Source organism: Helicobacter baculiformis (assembly GCF_900197685.1).
Taxonomy (GTDB): domain Bacteria; phylum Campylobacterota; class Campylobacteria; order Campylobacterales; family Helicobacteraceae; genus Helicobacter; species Helicobacter baculiformis.
This window is the reverse complement of the sequence record NZ_FZMF01000005.1, coordinates 41,625-59,924: the sequence shown is the minus strand read 5'-3', so window position 1 is coordinate 59,924 and position 18,300 is coordinate 41,625. Positions and strand designations below refer to the sequence as shown.

General features: G+C 46.7%; 17 protein-coding genes. 2 read left to right on the top strand and 15 right to left on the bottom strand.

Features of this window, described 5'->3' with window-relative positions; all coding sequences use genetic code 11:
- Positions 1-125: 125 nt before the first annotated feature.
- The 10 genes from C6G87_RS01370 to C6G87_RS01325 form a co-directional block, all read right to left on the bottom strand.
- Positions 126-428: a hypothetical protein gene (locus tag C6G87_RS01370; RefSeq protein WP_233708948.1), complete on the bottom strand. Its 303-nt coding sequence runs from the start codon at positions 426-428 to the stop codon at positions 126-128.
- Positions 429-613: 185 nt separating this feature from the next.
- Positions 614-1,750, bottom strand: a complete 1,137-nt coding sequence (locus C6G87_RS01365) for an AAA family ATPase (RefSeq protein ID WP_233708947.1) — start codon at positions 1,748-1,750, stop codon at positions 614-616.
- A gap of 420 nt (positions 1,751-2,170) precedes the next feature.
- On the bottom strand, positions 2,171-2,686 hold the full coding sequence (gene epsC / locus C6G87_RS01360) for a serine O-acetyltransferase EpsC (RefSeq protein WP_104751762.1): 516 nt from the start codon (positions 2,684-2,686) through the stop codon (positions 2,171-2,173).
- Positions 2,667-3,590, bottom strand: a complete 924-nt coding sequence (gene cysK / locus C6G87_RS01355) for a cysteine synthase A (protein ID WP_104751749.1) — start codon at positions 3,588-3,590, stop codon at positions 2,667-2,669. The genes epsC and cysK overlap by 20 nt, the downstream gene beginning before the upstream one ends.
- Before the next feature lie 46 nt (positions 3,591-3,636).
- Positions 3,637-4,776: a sigma-54-dependent transcriptional regulator gene (locus C6G87_RS01350; protein WP_104751748.1), complete on the bottom strand. Its 1,140-nt coding sequence runs from the start codon at positions 4,774-4,776 to the stop codon at positions 3,637-3,639.
- Position 4,777: 1 nt separating this feature from the next.
- The gene (locus C6G87_RS01345) at positions 4,778-5,209 is read right to left on the bottom strand and encodes a hypothetical protein (protein WP_104751747.1); all 432 of its coding nucleotides are present in this window, start codon (positions 5,207-5,209) and stop codon (positions 4,778-4,780) included.
- Entirely contained in the window at positions 5,175-7,628 is a 2,454-nt protein-coding gene (gene gyrA, locus C6G87_RS01340; protein ID WP_104751746.1) for a DNA gyrase subunit A, read from the bottom strand. The genes C6G87_RS01345 and gyrA overlap by 35 nt, the downstream gene beginning before the upstream one ends.
- Positions 7,604-7,942, bottom strand: coding sequence for a diacylglycerol kinase (locus C6G87_RS01335; RefSeq protein ID WP_104751745.1), 339 nt, complete (start codon positions 7,940-7,942; stop codon positions 7,604-7,606). Before C6G87_RS01335 ends, gyrA begins: the two co-directional genes overlap by 25 nt.
- Positions 7,939-8,766: a hypothetical protein gene (locus tag C6G87_RS01330; protein WP_104751744.1), complete on the bottom strand. Its 828-nt coding sequence runs from the start codon at positions 8,764-8,766 to the stop codon at positions 7,939-7,941. The genes C6G87_RS01335 and C6G87_RS01330 overlap by 4 nt, the downstream gene beginning before the upstream one ends.
- Before the next feature lie 14 nt (positions 8,767-8,780).
- On the bottom strand, positions 8,781-9,764 hold the full coding sequence (locus C6G87_RS01325) for a lipid A deacylase LpxR family protein (RefSeq protein WP_104751743.1): 984 nt from the start codon (positions 9,762-9,764) through the stop codon (positions 8,781-8,783).
- Positions 9,765-9,840: 76 nt separating this feature from the next.
- On the opposite strand from C6G87_RS01325, the gene C6G87_RS01320 reads away from it, so the two are divergent.
- Positions 9,841-10,992: a pyridoxal phosphate-dependent aminotransferase gene (locus C6G87_RS01320; protein ID WP_104751742.1), complete on the top strand. Its 1,152-nt coding sequence runs from the start codon at positions 9,841-9,843 to the stop codon at positions 10,990-10,992.
- 11 nt (positions 10,993-11,003) lie between these two features.
- Here the strand turns inward: C6G87_RS01320 and C6G87_RS01315 are convergent, their stop codons facing one another.
- From C6G87_RS01315 to C6G87_RS01295, 5 genes are all read right to left on the bottom strand, one after another.
- The gene (locus C6G87_RS01315; RefSeq protein ID WP_382262330.1) at positions 11,004-12,731 is read right to left on the bottom strand and encodes an OmpP1/FadL family transporter; all 1,728 of its coding nucleotides are present in this window, start codon (positions 12,729-12,731) and stop codon (positions 11,004-11,006) included.
- A gap of 12 nt (positions 12,732-12,743) precedes the next feature.
- Positions 12,744-13,355 carry an HP0838 family lipoprotein gene (locus C6G87_RS01310; protein ID WP_104751740.1) on the bottom strand — a complete coding sequence of 204 codons (612 nt, stop codon included), beginning with the start codon at positions 13,353-13,355 and terminating at the stop codon, positions 12,744-12,746.
- 12 nt (positions 13,356-13,367) lie between these two features.
- Positions 13,368-13,955, bottom strand: a complete 588-nt coding sequence (locus C6G87_RS01305; RefSeq protein WP_233708949.1) for an LPP20 family lipoprotein — start codon at positions 13,953-13,955, stop codon at positions 13,368-13,370.
- 138 nt (positions 13,956-14,093) lie between these two features.
- Positions 14,094-15,461 (bottom strand): Na+/H+ antiporter NhaC family protein, encoded by a 1,368-nt coding sequence (locus C6G87_RS01300; protein ID WP_104751739.1) that lies wholly within the window; start codon positions 15,459-15,461, stop codon positions 14,094-14,096.
- A gap of 583 nt (positions 15,462-16,044) precedes the next feature.
- Positions 16,045-16,596 carry a 5'-methylthioadenosine/S-adenosylhomocysteine nucleosidase family protein gene (locus C6G87_RS01295; protein ID WP_104751760.1) on the bottom strand — a complete coding sequence of 184 codons (552 nt, stop codon included), beginning with the start codon at positions 16,594-16,596 and terminating at the stop codon, positions 16,045-16,047.
- Positions 16,597-16,679: 83 nt separating this feature from the next.
- On the opposite strand from C6G87_RS01295, the gene C6G87_RS01290 reads away from it, so the two are divergent.
- Positions 16,680-18,293: an inorganic phosphate transporter gene (locus C6G87_RS01290; protein WP_104751738.1), complete on the top strand. Its 1,614-nt coding sequence runs from the start codon at positions 16,680-16,682 to the stop codon at positions 18,291-18,293.
- Positions 18,294-18,300: the final 7 nt, after the last annotated feature.

Genomic DNA, 18,300 nt, shown 5'->3' with positions numbered 1-18,300 from the left:
CCCTAATTGGGACAAAGGGGGCAAGGGGGGGGTTAGAGGGTAGGGGCTCACCCTGCCAGCCTCTTGAAAAATCCTTAGATTGAGGCGTTAGCAGATCCCCAAGGGGGGGGGTGTTTACATGCTCTTTACTTGCCCATAGAAGCGAGGAACACCCAAATTTCATACCAAAAATGTAAAGTATCTTGTACCAGATAGTAGTCAAATAAATCCGTATGCTTGTGCTTGTGTGAATGGTTATTCATTTGCACCCCTTGTAGTTTGATGATGAGCACATCTGCTCTCACTACCGCTGCAATCTCTGGTTTAAGGGTAGCAAAGTCCATGGCTTGCTCGGGACTCTTGGCAAGCTCCACTAGCTTTTTAAAAAGCTCTTTCTTATCCTCGCAAACGACTACAAAGCATTCTGCTTCTTGCCGGCTCGGCCTCACACACACGCACAGCATTCGCCAAACGCTGCGTTGCTTCTTTATTTTGGGCGTACTTTTGCAATTTGGCTCTAGTTTTTTAACACACTGATCCTAGTCAACTCTCCAATAATAGGATGATTCGTTGGCTTTAAATATCCAAGTCATCCCATAAAACAAACGCAAGAAAATTTAACTTGCTTTTCTTCCTAGATAGGTTCCTCTTCTAATCCCAATACTCGTACCCGCCCTCCTCTTAGAACACTGCGAGTAATTAAACATTTAAATCCTTCGTAATGTTCTATATCAAAACGCAAAGGGGTGAGCACCTCATGTAGTTTTTGATCCAATCCACTCATACCAATCCCTTCTTGTAACGCTTGCTCTATCAAAGTGCGCTTGGCATTTTGACTAAACTCTAAAACACTACCATTATCTATAAATTCTTCTTGGAAGGGTTTTAATCGGCGATCTAAAAGTTCTGTGAGCATATCCATACTCACTGGTTCAAATAACACACGTACAGAAAAGCGACGCAGAAATTCACGCTTCATCCCACATTCTATCAAATCTTCATTGCTAAAAGGGAAAAGCTTAGATTTTTGGCTCACTTCAAATAAAGCGCTTGCCCGGTTATGATGCCATAGCTTTTCAAAATGCCCTAAGGCGATAAAAAGAATATGATCAGTTTTTAAAGAGATGGTTACATGACTAGTGCGTTGCCCGTATTCAAAAGAGACTATCCCCTTCTCGATGACTTTTAATAATTCGTTTTGTACCCCTTGTCGCCATTCTTTATCATGCCAACTCCCCTGTCCTAATTTGTCAATTTCATCTAAAATTACCACCCCTTTTTGAGCTTTCTCAATGTTCTGATCCGCATTGCTATAGAGTGTGGCGAATATTTGGTTCGTCTCATTACCTATGTAACCTGTGGGAGTGAAAGAAGCAGCGTTGGCGATGCAGTAAGGAATATCTAAATATTCTGTAGCATTTTCTATTAAAAAAGTCTTACCGCTCCCAGAAGGTCCTATACAGATAGCGTTGGCTTTTTGTAAATCGGATTTACCATTAATGCGCTTGTAGTGATCGCTAAAGATTAAACTCATGCTTTTCTTAGCCTGATCTTGACCAATGACATAGCGATCCAAATATGCCTTGATAGCTTTGGGAGAGTATTTGTCTTGTTGAGTGAGAATGAATTGTCCTGTCATGTTGGATATAAGCAGAGAGTTTGCAGGAAGTGTTGAGTTAGGTTTTTCGTCTTCATTGGATAAAGTATAACGGGGCTTATCCAAAGGACTAGATTCTGCTACTTGGGGGATACCGAGAGCAGAGCCACCCAAATCCTCTATAGTGATCCTTTTATTCGTGGTACCTACGCTCAAGCTATACCACACGAAAAGAAACAAAACCAAAAGAACAAAAAACATTCTTGTGTGCCTCCTAGCACAGGGTACAGAATTTGGCTATAGCAATGAGAAACTCTAGTGTGTTAAAAAGTACAAAAATCAACTTAAGTCGTGCGCACAACACACACGGAAAGCTATTCCAAATTTCTGAGTTAAGAAATTATTTTTTTAAATCCCACTAGTCTCTAAGATCTCATGAAATGCCCAAATGCATTAAAATCTTTGATTTCTTAGGTTGATGTGCTCGTAGAGAACAAGCGCACCGCGTCTGCTGAGTTAAAGAGTTTCGAATCGCACCCCCCAAGTACCTCACTCTACATAGCACGTAGACTGGCTTAATCGTTGCAACGAGCCTTAACCTTCTTTCGTAATTGTCTTGGCTTTCGTACCTACAGCTGTTGATCCGGTTGGCAAATCGTGGAGCACCACGGCATTAGCTCCAATTTTGACATCATTGCCAATACTAATTGCCCCTAGCACCTTCGCCCCCGCTCCCACGACAACACGATCGCCTAAGGTAGGGTGGCGCTTGCCCTTGAGCTTGCCCGTGCCCCCTAGAGTTACCCCGTGATAAATGGTAACATCATCGCCAATTTCTGTGGTTTCCCCAATCACCACACCCATGCCATGATCAATAAAAAGCCCGCGCCCAATTTTTGCCCCCGGGTGGATTTCTATCCCGGTGATAAAGCGCATCAGCTGTGAAAGCGCGCGCGCGATAAAGTAAAGCCGGCGCTTGTGCAGGGTATGGGCTAGGCGGTGGGCAAGCAGGGCATGGATCCCCGGATAGAGCAATAACACCTCCCATTTATTGCGCGCGGCCGGGTCCTGTTGCAGGGCGCGCTCTAAGCTATAATCCAGATCCAGCATCATAGAGTCCGGTGGAGATGTATTTTTCTCCCCCATCAGGGGCAATAGCAAGTACAGACCTGCCCTTGCCCAATTTGCGCGCCACCTGTAATCCGGCAAAAATCGCCGCTCCTGAAGAGATCCCCACCAAAATCCCCTCTTTTTCTCCAAAGAGTTTGGCACACTGCGCTGCCTCTTTTTCATCCACAGTGATCACTGCATCCACCACGCTTTTATCATAATTGGCCGGCACAAAACCCACTCCGATGCCTTGAATCTTATGGGGGCTATGCGTCCCCCCACTTAAAATGGGAGATTGGGCGGGCTCTACTGCGATGATTTTAGCTGGATGGTTTTGTTCTTTAAACTTACGCCCCACGCCCGCAATCGTGCCCCCCGTGCCCACGCCCAACACCACAGCATCCACGCCGGGCAAATCCTTTAAAATCTCTTGGGCGGTGGTGTCGTAGTGTTTTTGGGGGTTAGCGGGGTTTTCAAATTGTTGGGGGATGAAATAGCCCTCTTGTTTGCTCAATTCTAAAGCCTTATCGATAGCGCCCTTTGTACCTTTCGCTCCTTCTGTTAGGATGAGTTCTGCCCCATAAGCCCTAATAAGTTCGCGCCTCTCCACACTCATGGTCTCTGGCATCACAATAATCACTTTATAGCCCTTGAGCAAGCCCATGAGTGCTAGAGCGATTCCGGTGTTGCCACTGGTGGGCTCAATGATGGTCATTCCTTTAGTCAGCCGCCCGTCTTGTTCTGCCTGCTCGATCATCCCCAAAGCCGCGCGATCCTTCACACTCCCTCCCGGGTTAAATTTCTCTAATTTGACAAAAAAATCTGCCGCCCCCTCCTCTAAAAGGTGGTTTGTCTTTAAAATGGGGGTGCTGCCGATGAGTTCTAAAGCATTTGTATAAACCACTTACTAATCCTTTCTGTACAAGATGCCCATGAGTAGCACAAAGAAGTTAACTTCTTTCTAAAAACAGGTCTTTTTCGCTAATTTGTGCCCCCTCACTTAAGATAGCCGCCCTCTCCACCACAGAGAGCAGTTCGCGGATATTGCCATGCCATGTGTAATTTAGCATGCACTCCTTAGCCTGATCGCTAAAACTCTTTGCCCCCAAATCATAGGCGCACAGCACTTCTTGTAACTTCCACTCCGCTAGGGGTAAAATCTCCTCCTTGCGTTCTCTTAGGGGGGGGATCTTCAGCGGGATGGTGTGCAGGCGAAAAAAGAGATCTTCTCTAAACTCTTTGGCGGCGATCTTCTCGTGGATATTGGTGTTGGTGGCGGCGATGAAGCGCACATCAATTTTAATAGGCTTGTGGCTACCAAGCCGCACGATCTCTTTTTCTTGGATCGCTCTTAAAAGCTTGCTTTGGAGTTTCAAGGGCATTTCGCTAATTTCATCTAAAAACACGCTCCCCTTGTGCGCGCTCTCAAACAGCCCCGCCTTGGCACTGGTCGCGTCCGTAAAAGCCCCCTTTTCATAGCCAAAGAGCTCTGATTCTAACAAATGCTCGGGGATGGCTGCCATGTTGATCGCCACAAAGGGCGCGTCTTTGCGCTTGGAGTGTTCATGGATAAAATGGGCAAAGACCTCCTTACCCACCCCACTAGGACCTTGTAAAAACACACTCGCATCGGTGGCAGCGGCTTTGAGCGCTTGTTTTTGCACCGCCTCTAGGGCGCACGATGTGGCGATGAAAAATTCTTTTTTACAAGCTTTATTCACAGGGTGGATTTTGTGAAACTCAAGCACCTTTTTACTGCGATAAATGGATTCTAAAAGCAATTCTGGCTTGAAGGGCTTTTGAAAAAAATCCTTCACGCCTAAGCGAATCGACTCGATGGCTTTATTGAGTGTGGCATTACCCGTAATCACAATGGCTTCATAACGCCCCTCCAATTTGCGCAAAAACTCCAGCCCATCCATCTGGGGCATGTTGATGTCTGTGATGATGAGTTCAAAACTTGCATCTAGGGCTTTGAGCGCGTCTTTAGGGCTTTTAAAGGCGACCACTTCTAAATCTTCTTGATCGCTAAAAAAGAGTTCTAAACTCTTGCGCATGTTGATGTCATCTTCTACAATGGCAATTTTCATGCTATCTCCTTGTGTAAATTTCAAGCACTAACAAGCCCCCCTCTAAGGACACACTAACGGGGGCGACCATGCGTAAAGTGGCGTTGTTTTGGTTTTGCATCGCCGTGTTAAACCCACTGCTTTCAATACGCACCTCCCCTTGATACAGACAATCCACCACTTGTTCTTGATAGCTTTTAAGCAAAATATCCAACAAAAAGGGTTCTTGTTTGGGGGGGAGTTTGGGCTCATTGACCGGGATTTCACATGTATAATGCGCCTTGCTGGCATGTTTTCTTAGCGCGCGCGCGATCCCAAAGGATTGGCGCTTGGCAATCCCATTATGCACCTGCATGGCATAAGAGATCACAAACTCCTGCGCGTGCAAAAACCCCACCAAGCATAACAAGCAGAGAGCTTTATTGCGCTTCTTCTTTAGGGCAGGTGCTCGCATAGACCACCTCATCACTTTGTACTTGCACCAACTTCACCCCGCTAGCGTTGCGCCCGGTTTCGCGGATCGTATCCATAGGCATGCGAATCATCTTCCCGCTTTTGGTGAGCAACATCAAATCCTGCCCCTCATCTACGCTCACAATCCCCACTAAATGCCCGGTTTTAGGGGTGATCTTCACTCCAATCAATCCCAAGCCCCCCCGCCCCTGTGGGCGATAAGCCCCGGCTAAAGTTTGTTTGCCTATGCCCTTAGAGCTCACACTCAAGAGTTTTTGCTCATCGCTTAAAATCACCCCTCCCCCGATCACCGCATCGCCCTCTCTTAAGCGCATGCCAATGACCCCCCTAGCCGCCCGCCCCATCTCGCGCACACTCTGCACGCTAAAGCGGATACACATCCCCTTAGAGCTTGCCATAAAGAGCTCCTGCACGCTTGAATCCATAATTTTAGCCGTAACCAGTGTGTCGTCTTCTTCAAGCACAATGGCGCGCACCCCCCCCCTAATGCGCCCAAACGCGCTCAGTTCGGTGCGCTTGACCATGCCTTTTTGGGTGAAAAAGACTAGGGATTTATCTGTATCAAAATCCTTAGTGGGGATGGTGGCTTTAATGCTCTCCCCGGGTTGCAAGTCTATCAAATTGACCAGCGCACGCCCGATCGCATTGCGCCCCATCTCTGGGATTTTATAGACCTTGAGCCAATAGAGTTGCCCGGTGTTGGTGATGAACAAAATGATGTCATGGGTGTTGGCGATGAAAAAGGATTCGATGAAGTCGTCCTCATGGGTGTTGCCAGACATCTTGCCCTTGCCCCCGCGCCTTTGTTGTTCATAGACCTTTAAGGGGACGCGCTTGACATAACCCTTGTGGCTGATGGTAACAACCATGTCTTCATGGGGGATTAAATCCTCAATGCCAATCCCCTCGTAGTCCTCTTCAATCTGGGTTTTACGCGGGGTGCTGAATTTCTCCTTAACCTCTAAAAGCTCCTCTTTAATGAGGGCGTTGAGTCTGTCTGCACTCTGCAAAATCCCCTCTAAAAGCGCGATTTTTTCTTGTAATTGGGCATGTTCTTGCTGGATTTTTTCCTGCTCTAATCCGGTGAGGCGTTGCAAGCGCATCTCTAAAATCGCCTTGCTTTGCTCCTCGCTTAAATGATGAGACTGCATGAGCAAGTCCTTAGCCCCCTGTGCGTCCGCACTCCCCTTAATGAGCGCGATCATCGCCTCGCTGTGTTGCAAGGCAACCTTGAGCCCCTCTAAGATATGCGCGCGCGCTTTGGCTTTTTCTAATTCGTGAATGGTGCGCCGAATCACCACGCTTTTACGATGTACTAAAAAGAGCTTGAGCAATTCTAAGAGATTGAAAATGCGCGGTTCTTTATTGTAGATGGCAAGTAAGATAATGCTAAAAGTGATCTCCATATTGCTAGACTTGTAGAGATGGTTTAAAACAATCTCAGAAAACGCGTCTTTTTTGAGTTCGATCACCACGCGCACCCCCTCCCTATCGGATTCATCGCGCACTTCGGCAATGCCCTCTAGCACTTTATCCTTAGCTAGGGCGCTGATTTGCTCAACTAGCTTTGCCTTATTAACTTGATAGGGGATCTCCTCAATGATGATAGTCTCGCGATTGTTGTGTTTTTCTACCCGACTTTTGGCGCGCACTTTGATACGCCCCCGCCCCGTAGTATACGCCTCTAAAATCCCCGCCTTGCCATAGACCACCCCCCCTGTGGGGAAGTCTGGTCCTTGCACAATGTCCATTAACTCTAGCAACTCCGCTTGAGGGTTGTCCAGCACATAGATCAGCGCGTCAATGATTTCATCGGGGCGATGGGGGGGGATGGAGGTCGCCATCCCCACGGCAATCCCGCTAGAGCCATTGATGAGCAAATTGGGCAAACGGCTGGGCAAAATATCGGGTTCTTTGAGGGTGCTATCGTAATTGGAGACAAAATCGATCGTGTCCTTATCCAAATCCCTCAAGAGTTCTTCACTGGGGGCTGCCATGCGCGCCTCAGTGTAGCGCATCGCCGCGGCGTTGTCCCCATCAACAGAGCCAAAATTGCCCTGCCCATCCACTAGAGGCAGACGCATAGAAAAATCCTGTGCCATGCGCACTAAGGCTTCATACACCGCGCTATCGCCATGGGGGTGGTATTTCCCAATCACATCCCCCACAATGCGCGCGCTCTTCTTATAGGGCACTTTAGAGCCCAAGCCCAATTCATGCATGGCATATAGAATACGCCGATGCACCGGCTTTAGCCCATCCCTAGCATCGGGCAAGGCGCGCCCTACAATCACGCTCATGGAGTAGTCTAAATAACTCTCTTGTAGGGACTCTTCAATGCGAATGTCTTCAATCTTGGGTTGCAAAACTCCTCCTAAAATACAAAATAAGCCCCCCATACGAGCGCAAAAAACACCAAAGCGATTAACTGGGCGGCACTGCCCATGTCCTTAGCCTTTTTGGCTAGGGGGTGCTCTTGTGTGCTGGTGAAATCCACCGCGTTTTCTAGCGCACTATTGAGTAATTCTACCACCACGCACAGCACCCCGGGCAAAACCAAGAGCACAAATTGCACAAAAGAATGCGCACACAGAAACGCCCCCACCAAGCCCCCCAATGCCAAGTACAACACCTGTCTAAAAGCGGGCTCGTCTTTAAAAGCCGCTCTCAAGCCGTCCTTAGAATAAAGCCATGCTTTCAAGATACGCTTCATGGGTGTACTTTTAGGCTCAAGTGAGGAAGAAATTCCCATGGACTATTGAAGGCTTCTAGGGGCTTAAAGGCAGAATCCTTATTGCGCACAGTAAAGCCAAAATGATCGCTCTTATTGGTGGCAAAAGTGTTAAAGGCTTTGAACAATTCTTGCGCATGGGTAACTTCCTCTTGTAAACCTGCGACCATCAAGCCCACAATCACCACCCCCTGAAACGACTTTTGAATCTCTGCTAGGGCTTTATTATAGTCTTTGGGGTCTTTGAGATCACCGGATTCTTGTAAGAGAGGTAACAATACGGCTTTAAAATTCTGACTCGTTAAATCGACATCTAGGGTTTCTATATGCGCTTGCAACGCTTTGAGATCATTGGTTTGCAAGAGGGTTTTAAGGTTGAGGGGTCTTTTAGGGTCTTTGAGGCGGGCGTCCAAACTCAATGCGTACTCCAACTCCCCGGGCGCCTTGCAATGGCTTTGAGTTGAAAGTTCTTCTTTAACAAGTTGTAAATTTATAGTGCAATGCACGCTTTGAGGAATCCATGCTTTAGACATCTTTATATGTGCTAGATCCAGCTGAAACTCTAACCCATGCGATTTGACCTCGCTCAATCGCACCATAATAGGTCCTAGATTGGGCTCTTTAACCCCCGCGCTCACACATTTAATATGTTTGAATCCCGAGCACTCAAAGGGGGCGGCGTGGATATGGGGGGCTAAATGATTCAAACTCTCTTGCAGGGTTTTTTTGATGTCATGACTGAGCTTGAGCCCTACCCCCAATAAACCCGCTACCAGCAACGCGCCCACAATCACAAGAATACGCAAAAATTTCCTTCTTTTCAAAATGCAATGTCCAATTCTATACTTCCGATGTTGTGGTTACGGGGCTGGTCCTTGAAGGTTTTGCTCAGATCGATCGCGCTAAAAGATAGTCTAAAGCCCTTGTAAGCGATGGCGATCCCAATTTCAGCATTATAGAGAAAATAAGGCAAAGCAGTGATCCCTCTTGTGGTGGGGCTATTGCCTTGCACAAAAATATCAATGGGCTGAAACTTCCCCGTCGCCCCAGCAAAGATATAAAGAGAAAACGCGTTGCTCACAGGCATCCCCCCGCTAAAGCCCGTGTTGATTTTATTGGGTCCAAAATCCACACTCAAATTATAGCCCAAGCGCAACATCGAACCCACTTTAAAATCCGTGATCGCATTGCCCAAGTCTACCCCCGCCCCCGTGAGCATATCCATATCCAAGAAACGGGTTTTGAGGAGGGGGACTTTTTGTAGCCATGCGTAGTGGAATTCAAAGATAAATTCATTGGCAATCTGAGAGCCCCAACCCAAGAACTTGGGGTCGTGCGCCCAAGTGTGGATCAAATCTTGGGTTTTGCCCGCTAGAGCGCCCGGCCCCACTGTGCCCATCGAGATAGCCAAACTCTCTAGAGTGTGTTCGCTCCTTTGTAAAATCCCTAATTGCGCGCGCAACCAACCCCCATAGAGGTGATCGCCCTTTATGGGCTCAGTGGCGAAGCGGTGGGCTAGAGTGGGGGTGAACATGCTTTGAGTGAGATAAAGGGTAAATCGGGTTACCTTGGGTTTTTTGATCTGCAAGCTCAGATAGTCCATCCAAGCCATCTTAGAATGGTTAAAATCGTACTCTTTGCTCGCCCAACCGATGCGTGTCCCGGCCGTGTAGTAGCGATCGATGTAGGGATTAATATAGCCATCGTTTTCACTGAGTAAATCAATGTACTGCTTTTTATAGGGGCTAAGAGAAACCGCGCTTAAGCTGGACAATAGAAAGAGAAAGGGGGGCAAGCAACGCATAATTCATATTATAGCAAAAATTCATGTTTTGACTGCTAGCATGCATGTCTGTTCTATACCACCTACAAGGATCAACATGTATTCTCAGCAAATCGCTCAGATTCAAGAATCGAGCACCATTGCCATCACCACTCTAGCCCAAGAGCTCAAAAGCCAAGGCAAGGACATTTTGAGTTTTAGCGCCGGGGAGCCAGATTTTGACACCCCTCAGAGTATTAAGCAAGCCGCTATCCAAGCCATTCAAGAGGGGCGTAGCAAGTACACACCCATAAAGGGTATCCCTGAGCTGCTTAAAAGCGTGAGCGCGAAATTCCAACATGAAAACCAACTAGATTACCGCCCTGATGAGGTGATGCTTTGCAATGGGGCAAAACAATGCCTCTTTAATGTCTTTCAGGCATTACTCAATCCGGGCGATGAGGTGATTATCCCCACCCCATGCTGGGTTACTTACCCCGAGCTAGTGCGCTATAGCGGGGCAAAGCCCGTGTTTTTGCCCACCACCAAACAGAGCGCTTTTAAGATCACCCCTACCCAACTCAAAAGCGCGCTTAACCCCCAAACTAAAATCATTGTATTGACCAGCCCTTCTAACCCTACGGGCATGGTCTACTCCAAAGAAGAGCTAGAAGCCCTAGCCCCCGTGATCGCCACTTCTAACGCCTTTGTGTTGAGCGATGAAATTTATGAGAAACTGGTTTATGAGGGGAGTTTCTACGCCTTTGGGGCGTTGCCGGGTATGTTGGAGCGCACCATTACTATTAATGGGCTTTCTAAAGCCTTTAGCATGACCGGCTGGCGGGTGGGTTTTTTGGGTACTAAGGATAAAACCCTGCTCAAACACATGGTTGCTTTGCAAAGCCACGCCACTTCCAACATCAATTCCATCGCCCAATACGCCGCGGTGCACGCGCTCAGCGGGGCAGTGAATGCCGATGTGGAGCGCATGCGTCTAGCCTTTAAGCAACGCCGCGATGTGGCTTATGCGGGGGTTAACGCCATCAAGGGGCTGAGTTGCTTGAAACCCCAAGGGGCGTTTTATTTGTGGATCAAAATCCCAAGTACAAGCTTAGAATTTTGCCAAAAATTACTAGAGAGTCAGGGGGTTGCGCTGGTGCCCGGGGTCGCCTTTGAGATGGAGGGTTTTGTGCGCATGTCATATGCGTGCTCGCTTGAGCAAATCCAACAAGGCTTGGAGAGATTAGAAAAATTTTGTCACAGTTTGTAAGTTTTAGATTTTTACCACCGATACCCTAACGAGGCGGAGAAGATGCGCAACTGCCCGATATTGGGAGATTGGTAGTAGCTATCGCGGTTGCTTTTAAAAGTGAAAGTTCCGCCCCAGCCGATGTCAAATCCCCTGAAATTGTACTTTGCACCAAAGGCAATAGAATACCCATCAGAGTCGGGGATTCCAATAGCATCCTGAGGGCTAGGGGCCTGATCGTAACTTAACGCGCCCATTAGGCGTAGACTCTTACCCATGTATGTCGTACCAATCCTAAAGGTGTTTGTATCGCGCCACCCATTACCCATGTTCATCACCCCGCTAAAATCTGCCAGTCCCACCATCTTTTTTAAAGTTTCTGAACTTAGATATTGCACGGTTCCCCCAATCCCTTGATAACTAGCATTGGCAAAATCAGGCGTAACCAAGAATTTATTACCCTGACTCCAAAAAGTGCGCTCATAGACTCCCTCTACGCGCAAGTGATGCTTAAAAAATTCGTGAGCATAGGCAATGTTGATCACCTGAGGTAAGGAAACATTAATATTCAGACTTCCCTTTGTGAGCACATTACCTAAACTAGGTCCTAACTTAGTGAGCGCAGTCAATCCTCCCCGCATGTTAAAAGTTACGCTGCTGTTATAAACTACAGAGAACATACCATTTTCAAAAATACGCATGCTAGCCCCAATCTTATAACCTCCACCCCAAGAGCTTCCATTGCTCTGTTGTACCACCTGAGAAGTGCCATAAAGATCAGAAATTGCCTTTTGCAAGCCGCTATAGCTCATGATTTGTTTGAGTCCATTGTAGTAAGTCTGACATATAGGACTATTTTGATCCATATCGGCAGTACATTGCATGGCGGGGCGATAACCTATGCTAGCTAGTTGTTGGCGCATTGAACTAGGTACTTGTTGGCTAAAAACATTGTTGGGCAAACCCACAATTTGGCTACCTTCTAGCACAGACGCACCATGTAATGGTACATAAACAGTGTTATCAAAACTCCCCGTAGCATATAACCCCCGCGCGCTCACACCCACAGAAAAGCGGTTATCAAGAGTGTAACTCATGCTAGGAGCAAGCTCAACCATCATGATAAAGACATTTTGCAAGAATTCCCCGCCTTTACCATCCCATTTCATGCCCAAGCCTGAGGGGGCAGTAAAGCTCCCTCCAAAAGTAAAACCATTATGAGTGCGGGTTTTATAAAAGAATTTAGGTAAGACAAAATTAGTGGTGCCTGTCCATCCACTCACTACCTGCGCATCGGGCATAGAAGCCACTGTGGTAACATTTTGATTAGTGAGTCCCTGAAGATTTTTAATAAGTTGCTCAACTGCTTTGAGCCCACCCGTGATAAATTTTTGCGCCGCCGCACTGCTGACTGAACCTATGCCTAAAATCTTAAGAATTTCGCCAATGTTTTGCTGGTTTGGATCTACCACCAAGTGCGTTACCGAATAAAGCCCTTGATTCGTACTAGGTACCATAAACTTAAAAGCAGGGATGTTGATCACCGTGCTAGTGACTTCAAACTCGCTTTCATTCTCCCCCCAATCGTTATTAAAGCCCATGTTAGCAGGGTTGTAGTAACTCGCATCTGCGCCCCGTGCCCCAGCAATGTAGGCGGAGTTAAGCGCCGTGCCGTTTAAACTTTGTTCAGAGACTTTAAAACCATTGGCTTCAATAGCCACAGGAGCAAGCACTAAAAGCGATCCAAGCCACCAACGCACATGCACCTCACTTTAAGGATGGTATTGTTGGATCACGATTGCTGTCCCTGTGCTCATGTTTTGGAACAAAATTTTCCCGGGTTTGCGCTCGTAATAAATCACTTCCCCATTTTCTACAAAGCGCTGCACAATCTCTCCATTGGGTTCGATACGCTTACCAATACCCTTAAAAATGTCGCGCCCTAACACAATATCATCGAAAAGATCCCCATAACTCACTTTCCCAAAGAGATCCCTAGCGGCGCTCCACTTAGCTGAACAGATTCCGGAAAAACAAAGATAGTTTTTCTTAATCACCACCTCACCAACTTTTTTACTTAATTGGTAGAGTACCAGTTGTACATCGCCCTCTTTAGTATGATTAATAGTTCCATAGTCATAAAAACGCAATACAGGTGTGTAAATGTAGATAAGCTTGAATTGCTCTAAGGCTTTTTTGCGCGCCACCTCCGCTTCTAATTTGCGTTGCTCAGCGCTCTTCTTGATAAAAAGCTTTTTATGTTGCTTGTGTGCAGACTTAGGCTTAGGACTCTTCTTGTGCGCACATGAAACCAACAGGAACCCTAGCGCCAACGTCCCCAAAAAACGCAGGCAAAAGTGGTGTCTCGATCGCACTTGTGCCATCACACAACGAAATTACCCTCGCCCCTGATTAAAGACATTATACCAAATGCGCCCATCTAATTTAAGTTCCATGCTCACTTGACATAAGCCGTCTTTATAAATGGTTTCCGTGATCTCGGCGTTACGAATCAAGGCATTCACTTTAGTCTTGATGACCGAGTTTTGCAAGATCATATCCTTAACTGTGTCGGTCGCATTCACTCTGATTCCATACATCTTTTCGCCTAACTGGCGATATCCATCGACGATTGCCGCGCGTTTAGCTAAAGCTAGAGCTTGAGAAGGCGAAATAGTGGATTCAGGCGCAACCCCCATACCCACCGCACTAAGCTCAATTACATTAGTGGGAGTAAGAATGGGTGTGTTGGGCACCATCGCAGGGGTACCTCCGCCCCCTCCAGAGAGGTTGCCCTGAGAGGAGTTGTCAAAACGGGTCTCAATTTGGGGCGTTTGGGCAGAGGAAGCGGGTGTTCTGGGAGAAAAATTAGGTGGCATGGGGGGTCTGCTAGAGCTGTTAAAGGTCGTTGGAGGGTAGACAGGAGCTTGCAAGCCCGTAGCAGAAGGAGGAATAAGTTGTGCCGTGCCCCCTCGCTTGAACATTCCACAACCTGCTACTGCGAAGGCTAACCCTACAGACACACACAAGGGGACAACGCCCCGCGCCCCAACACCGCCCTTTTGTTTCATTATCCAACCTTTAAATAATTTAGCCCCGCTATTATAGCACAAAAACCCTAACTACGCCTGAACACTCCCAGCTTTGGACTCTAAACCCCTAAGCACCCATGCACTATAAGTTCCCGAAAAAATATAAAACAATGTAAAGATCGCTAGTAAACCCTGGTACCACAATAAAGGCAACACAGCCAAAAAATCTACACTTCCCTTAGCAAAGCCTAGCAGAATAAGCATTTGTGCCCCATAAGGGATCAATCCTTGAAAAACACAAGAAAAAATATCTAAGATCACCGCGCCCTCGCGCCGATCCACGCCGAACTTTACGCTGATTTTCTTAGTAATTTCCCCCACAATCACAATCGCTACAGTGTTATTAGCTACGGCTAAATCCACCACACTCACCAAGCTAGCAATGCCTACCTTAGCACTTTTAGGACCCACAATAAGTTTTTCAATCTTGGAGATAACCCACGCCACTCCACCCTCACGCGTTACCATGAAAGCGATCCCTCCTGTCAACAAGGAGAGTAAGAAAATCTCCTGCATGCCCGAAAAGCCATGGTAAATTTCTTTACCAAAACTCAACAAAGTAAAACTACCATAGTATAGCCCAATTGCTCCAGAGAGTAAAATCCCTACAAAGAGTACCAAGAAGACATTTAAACCCAAGAGAGCTAAGACCAAGACGAAAAGATAAGGCAAGGTCTTGACAAACTGGAAATCATGGGTACTGAGTGGCGCTATACTTTCTGGTTTCCCATACACTAGAAGCAGGACAATAGTGAGCAAACTTGCTGGCAAAGCGATATAAAGGTTAATTCTGAATTTGTCATTCATCGCCACATCTTGGGTACGGGTGCTTGCAATTGTAGTGTCTGAAATGATAGAAAGATTATCGCCAAACATCGCCCCTCCCATCACAGCCGCCAAAGCTAGCGCCATAGAAAGCCCGCTTTGTTGCGCCAGACCTACTGCAATAGGTCCTAAGGCGACGATTGCGCCCACACTTGTACCAATAGCAGTAGAAATAAAGGAGGCGATTACAAATAAGCCTGCAGCCAAATACTCCACAGGAATGTAGGTTAACCCTAAATTGACCGTAGAATCTACCCCTCCCATCGCCTTACTCACTACAGCAAAAGCTCCTGCCAAGAGGTAGATTACACACATGGTCATGATGTTCTTATCCCCACAACCAGCTAAAAAGTCATCAAACTTTTGGTTAAGATTGCTTTTAAAAAGTAAAAACGCGCTAGCTACTCCTACGCTTGCAGCTACAGGCCCGGGAAGTTGATAAAAACCCATCTTCACCCCGACCAATTCTAAATAAATTCCCGTGCCCAAATAGACAATAATAAAAATAAAAAAAGGGACAAGTCCTAGCGCACTAGGCTGGGCGTGGTAAGTTTCCTGCTTAAGACTTTGCATGTATGTCCTTTGTGTGTAAAATGGGTGTAAGAAAGAAAACCACCCATACACATCAGATCGCTAAGATGCAAAGAAAAACGTCTAGCTCTCTGTGCCACGACAAAAGACACCATGAAAAACCCTTTCAGAAGTCAAAGATAACACCATTCTAACACAAAAAGCTTTAGCCAAACCAGGGTGAAAGACAAGCCCCTACCGAAGTAGGGGCAACAACCTTTAGTCTTGGTTGTTGCTGTTTTGACTATTGCTGTTGTTGCTACTATTTTTAGTGCTGCCACAACCACAACCGCCACTGTTATTGCTGTTGTTGCTGTTGCAACTATTGTTGTTATTATTGCTCATAGCGTTCTCCTTTATTGTATTTGGAAGCTTTAGCTCCCATGCGCGCATTATAGTCAAATTTAATTTAAAACTCTTTAGCAGAAATCACACTCAGCAAGCGCGATGCGTTTGTTTTAGATAGTAGGATGAATGCCCACTAATTCGTAGTACAATACCTACATACGTTCGTATCTAGCACAGGGAGTGCGCAAAGTTACGCCTTTATCAGATTGATGTGTGAGACCAACAAACGCGAGGTACTTCACTGCCCTATCAAAAATGTCTGCATCCACGCACTCAAGCGGGTTTTGGCTTGTTGGCAGTGCTCTAAAAACTCTTGGTGAGCATGTGGTCCTACATAATTAGTGAGGCAAAACACACCCATACTGGGGATATTAAACATCTGCGCCACGCTGAGTACTGCAAAAAACTCCATGTTTTCTAGAGCAATGCCTGCACTCAGCATTTGCTTAGCGAAAGCAGTATCCGTGTGGATATAATTGCTAGAATTAACCTTGACGCAGGGCAAGTTGATGCGCTCTAAAAGCGCACTTTGCACACTCAAGCTATTTTCTAGAGGAGTGTAACTCTGCGCGTATGTGAAACTATGTTCAATTTGGTAGCCTTGTGCACTCTTATATAGGGAGAGTAGGGGTAGGGTTGGGTCGTACGCCCCCGCACTGCCTACAAAAATCAGCTCTGTAGGACTTTCTAGTAGGCATAGGCGCGTGAGAGAAATTGCACTTTGTATTAACCCCATTCCGATACTCTTAGCCTCTTTAAAATTTTCTAGCGATCCAGCACATACAAGCATGTCCAACCCTTCATATTTTTGCCACACTAAAGCATTTCTCTTTAAGCAATTCTTAGAGAATTTTATACTAAAGTGCACCCACAATGAAAGCTAAAGATGCTCCCCCTTTTAGAAAGGCTTTTAAGGAACTCCAAAGAGATAATGTCAAGATCACTCTAGCGGTCGTGTTTGTGGTTTGTATCGCAGGCATGGCTCTAGCTTTGGGGCATGCTACAATCCATTTTCCTTTACTCGCTTTGGCTACTGTAATAGGGGGGTATATGGCGATGAATATAGGCGCCAATGATGTGGCAAACAATGTGGGTCCTTTGGTAGGCTCACAGGCAATCACTTTGGGGGTAGCAATCTTACTGGCTGCTATCTGTGAGGTGCTCGGTGCTGTGCTAGCAGGTGCAGATGTGGTACAAAGCATTAAGGGCAAAATTATCAACCCCGCCCATATAGAAAGTACGACTATCTTTGTTGGCATGATGCTCTCAGCATTACTTTCTGGTGCATTGTGGTTGCATCTGGCTACCGCAATCGGCGCACCTGTTTCTACCACACATTCTATCGTAGGTGGAGTTTTGGGAGCTGGTCTGATGGCGGGGGGTGTAGGGGCGGTAGAATGGCGTTTTTTGGGGGGGATTGTGGCAAGTTGGGTGATTTCACCGGTAATGGGTGGTGGGATTGCTATGGGCTTGTTGGCAGTCATCAAACAAGTGCTGAGTGACAAGGAGGATAAAAAGCAGGCTGCTTTGCGCGTGATGCCCCTCTTGGTGGGCGTTATGGGCGCAGCTTTCGCGTGGTACATGTTGGCTAAGGTTTTGAATAAGAAGTTACCTTTTTCTATGCAAGGGTGGCAAGAGATCGGCTTGAGTCTTGCAGTGGGCATGGGGGTTTATGGACTCTTCAAATCCTATGTCCTCAAAAAACTCCCCGTTTTAGAAAATACAAAGGAGAGTGTGCATACGCTCTTCACCTACCCCCTGATCTTTGGGGCGGCATTGTTAAGCTTTGCGCATGGAGCTAATGATGTCGCCAATGCCGTAGGTCCTCTAGCAGCTATTGTGCAAAGTCTGCAGGAGTGGGGCAACCATGCTATTCCTACTAGAGCCTACGCTCCCACATGGATTATGTTGATTGGAGGTATGGGCATTGCCTTAGGTCTGAGTTTGTATGGGCCTAAGCTCATCAAGACTGTAGGAAGTGAGATCACCGAACTAGATAAGATGCAAGCCTTTTGTATCGCGATGGCAACCGTGATCACTGTGCTTTTTGCCTCTAAATTGGGCTTGCCTGTAAGTTCAACGCATATCACTATCGGGGCGGTTTTTGGAGTGGGATTTTTGCGCGAATTTTTACAAAGACGCACTTTAGCGATTAGGCAGATGATTTTAGATGCCCATGTGGGTGAAGATGCGAGCGTGATCGAGAATTTCTTAGAACGCTTCGAAAAGGCTAACCCCAAGCAGAAGCAAGAAATGTTAGCCTATCTTAAAGCTCTCAAGAAGAATAATAATACCTTAGAATACTCTATTGGCTTGAGCAAAAAGGAACGCAAGGCGCTTAAAAAGGCTTATAAGAGCGAGTTAGTCCAGCGCTCTGTGATTGTGAAGATCATTACTGCCTGGGTGGTTACCGTACCCATTTCTGCCTTGTTAGGGGCATTTGGTTATTATATCGTTGATGTTTTTCATATTGTGGAACGGCTGTAGAGTGGGC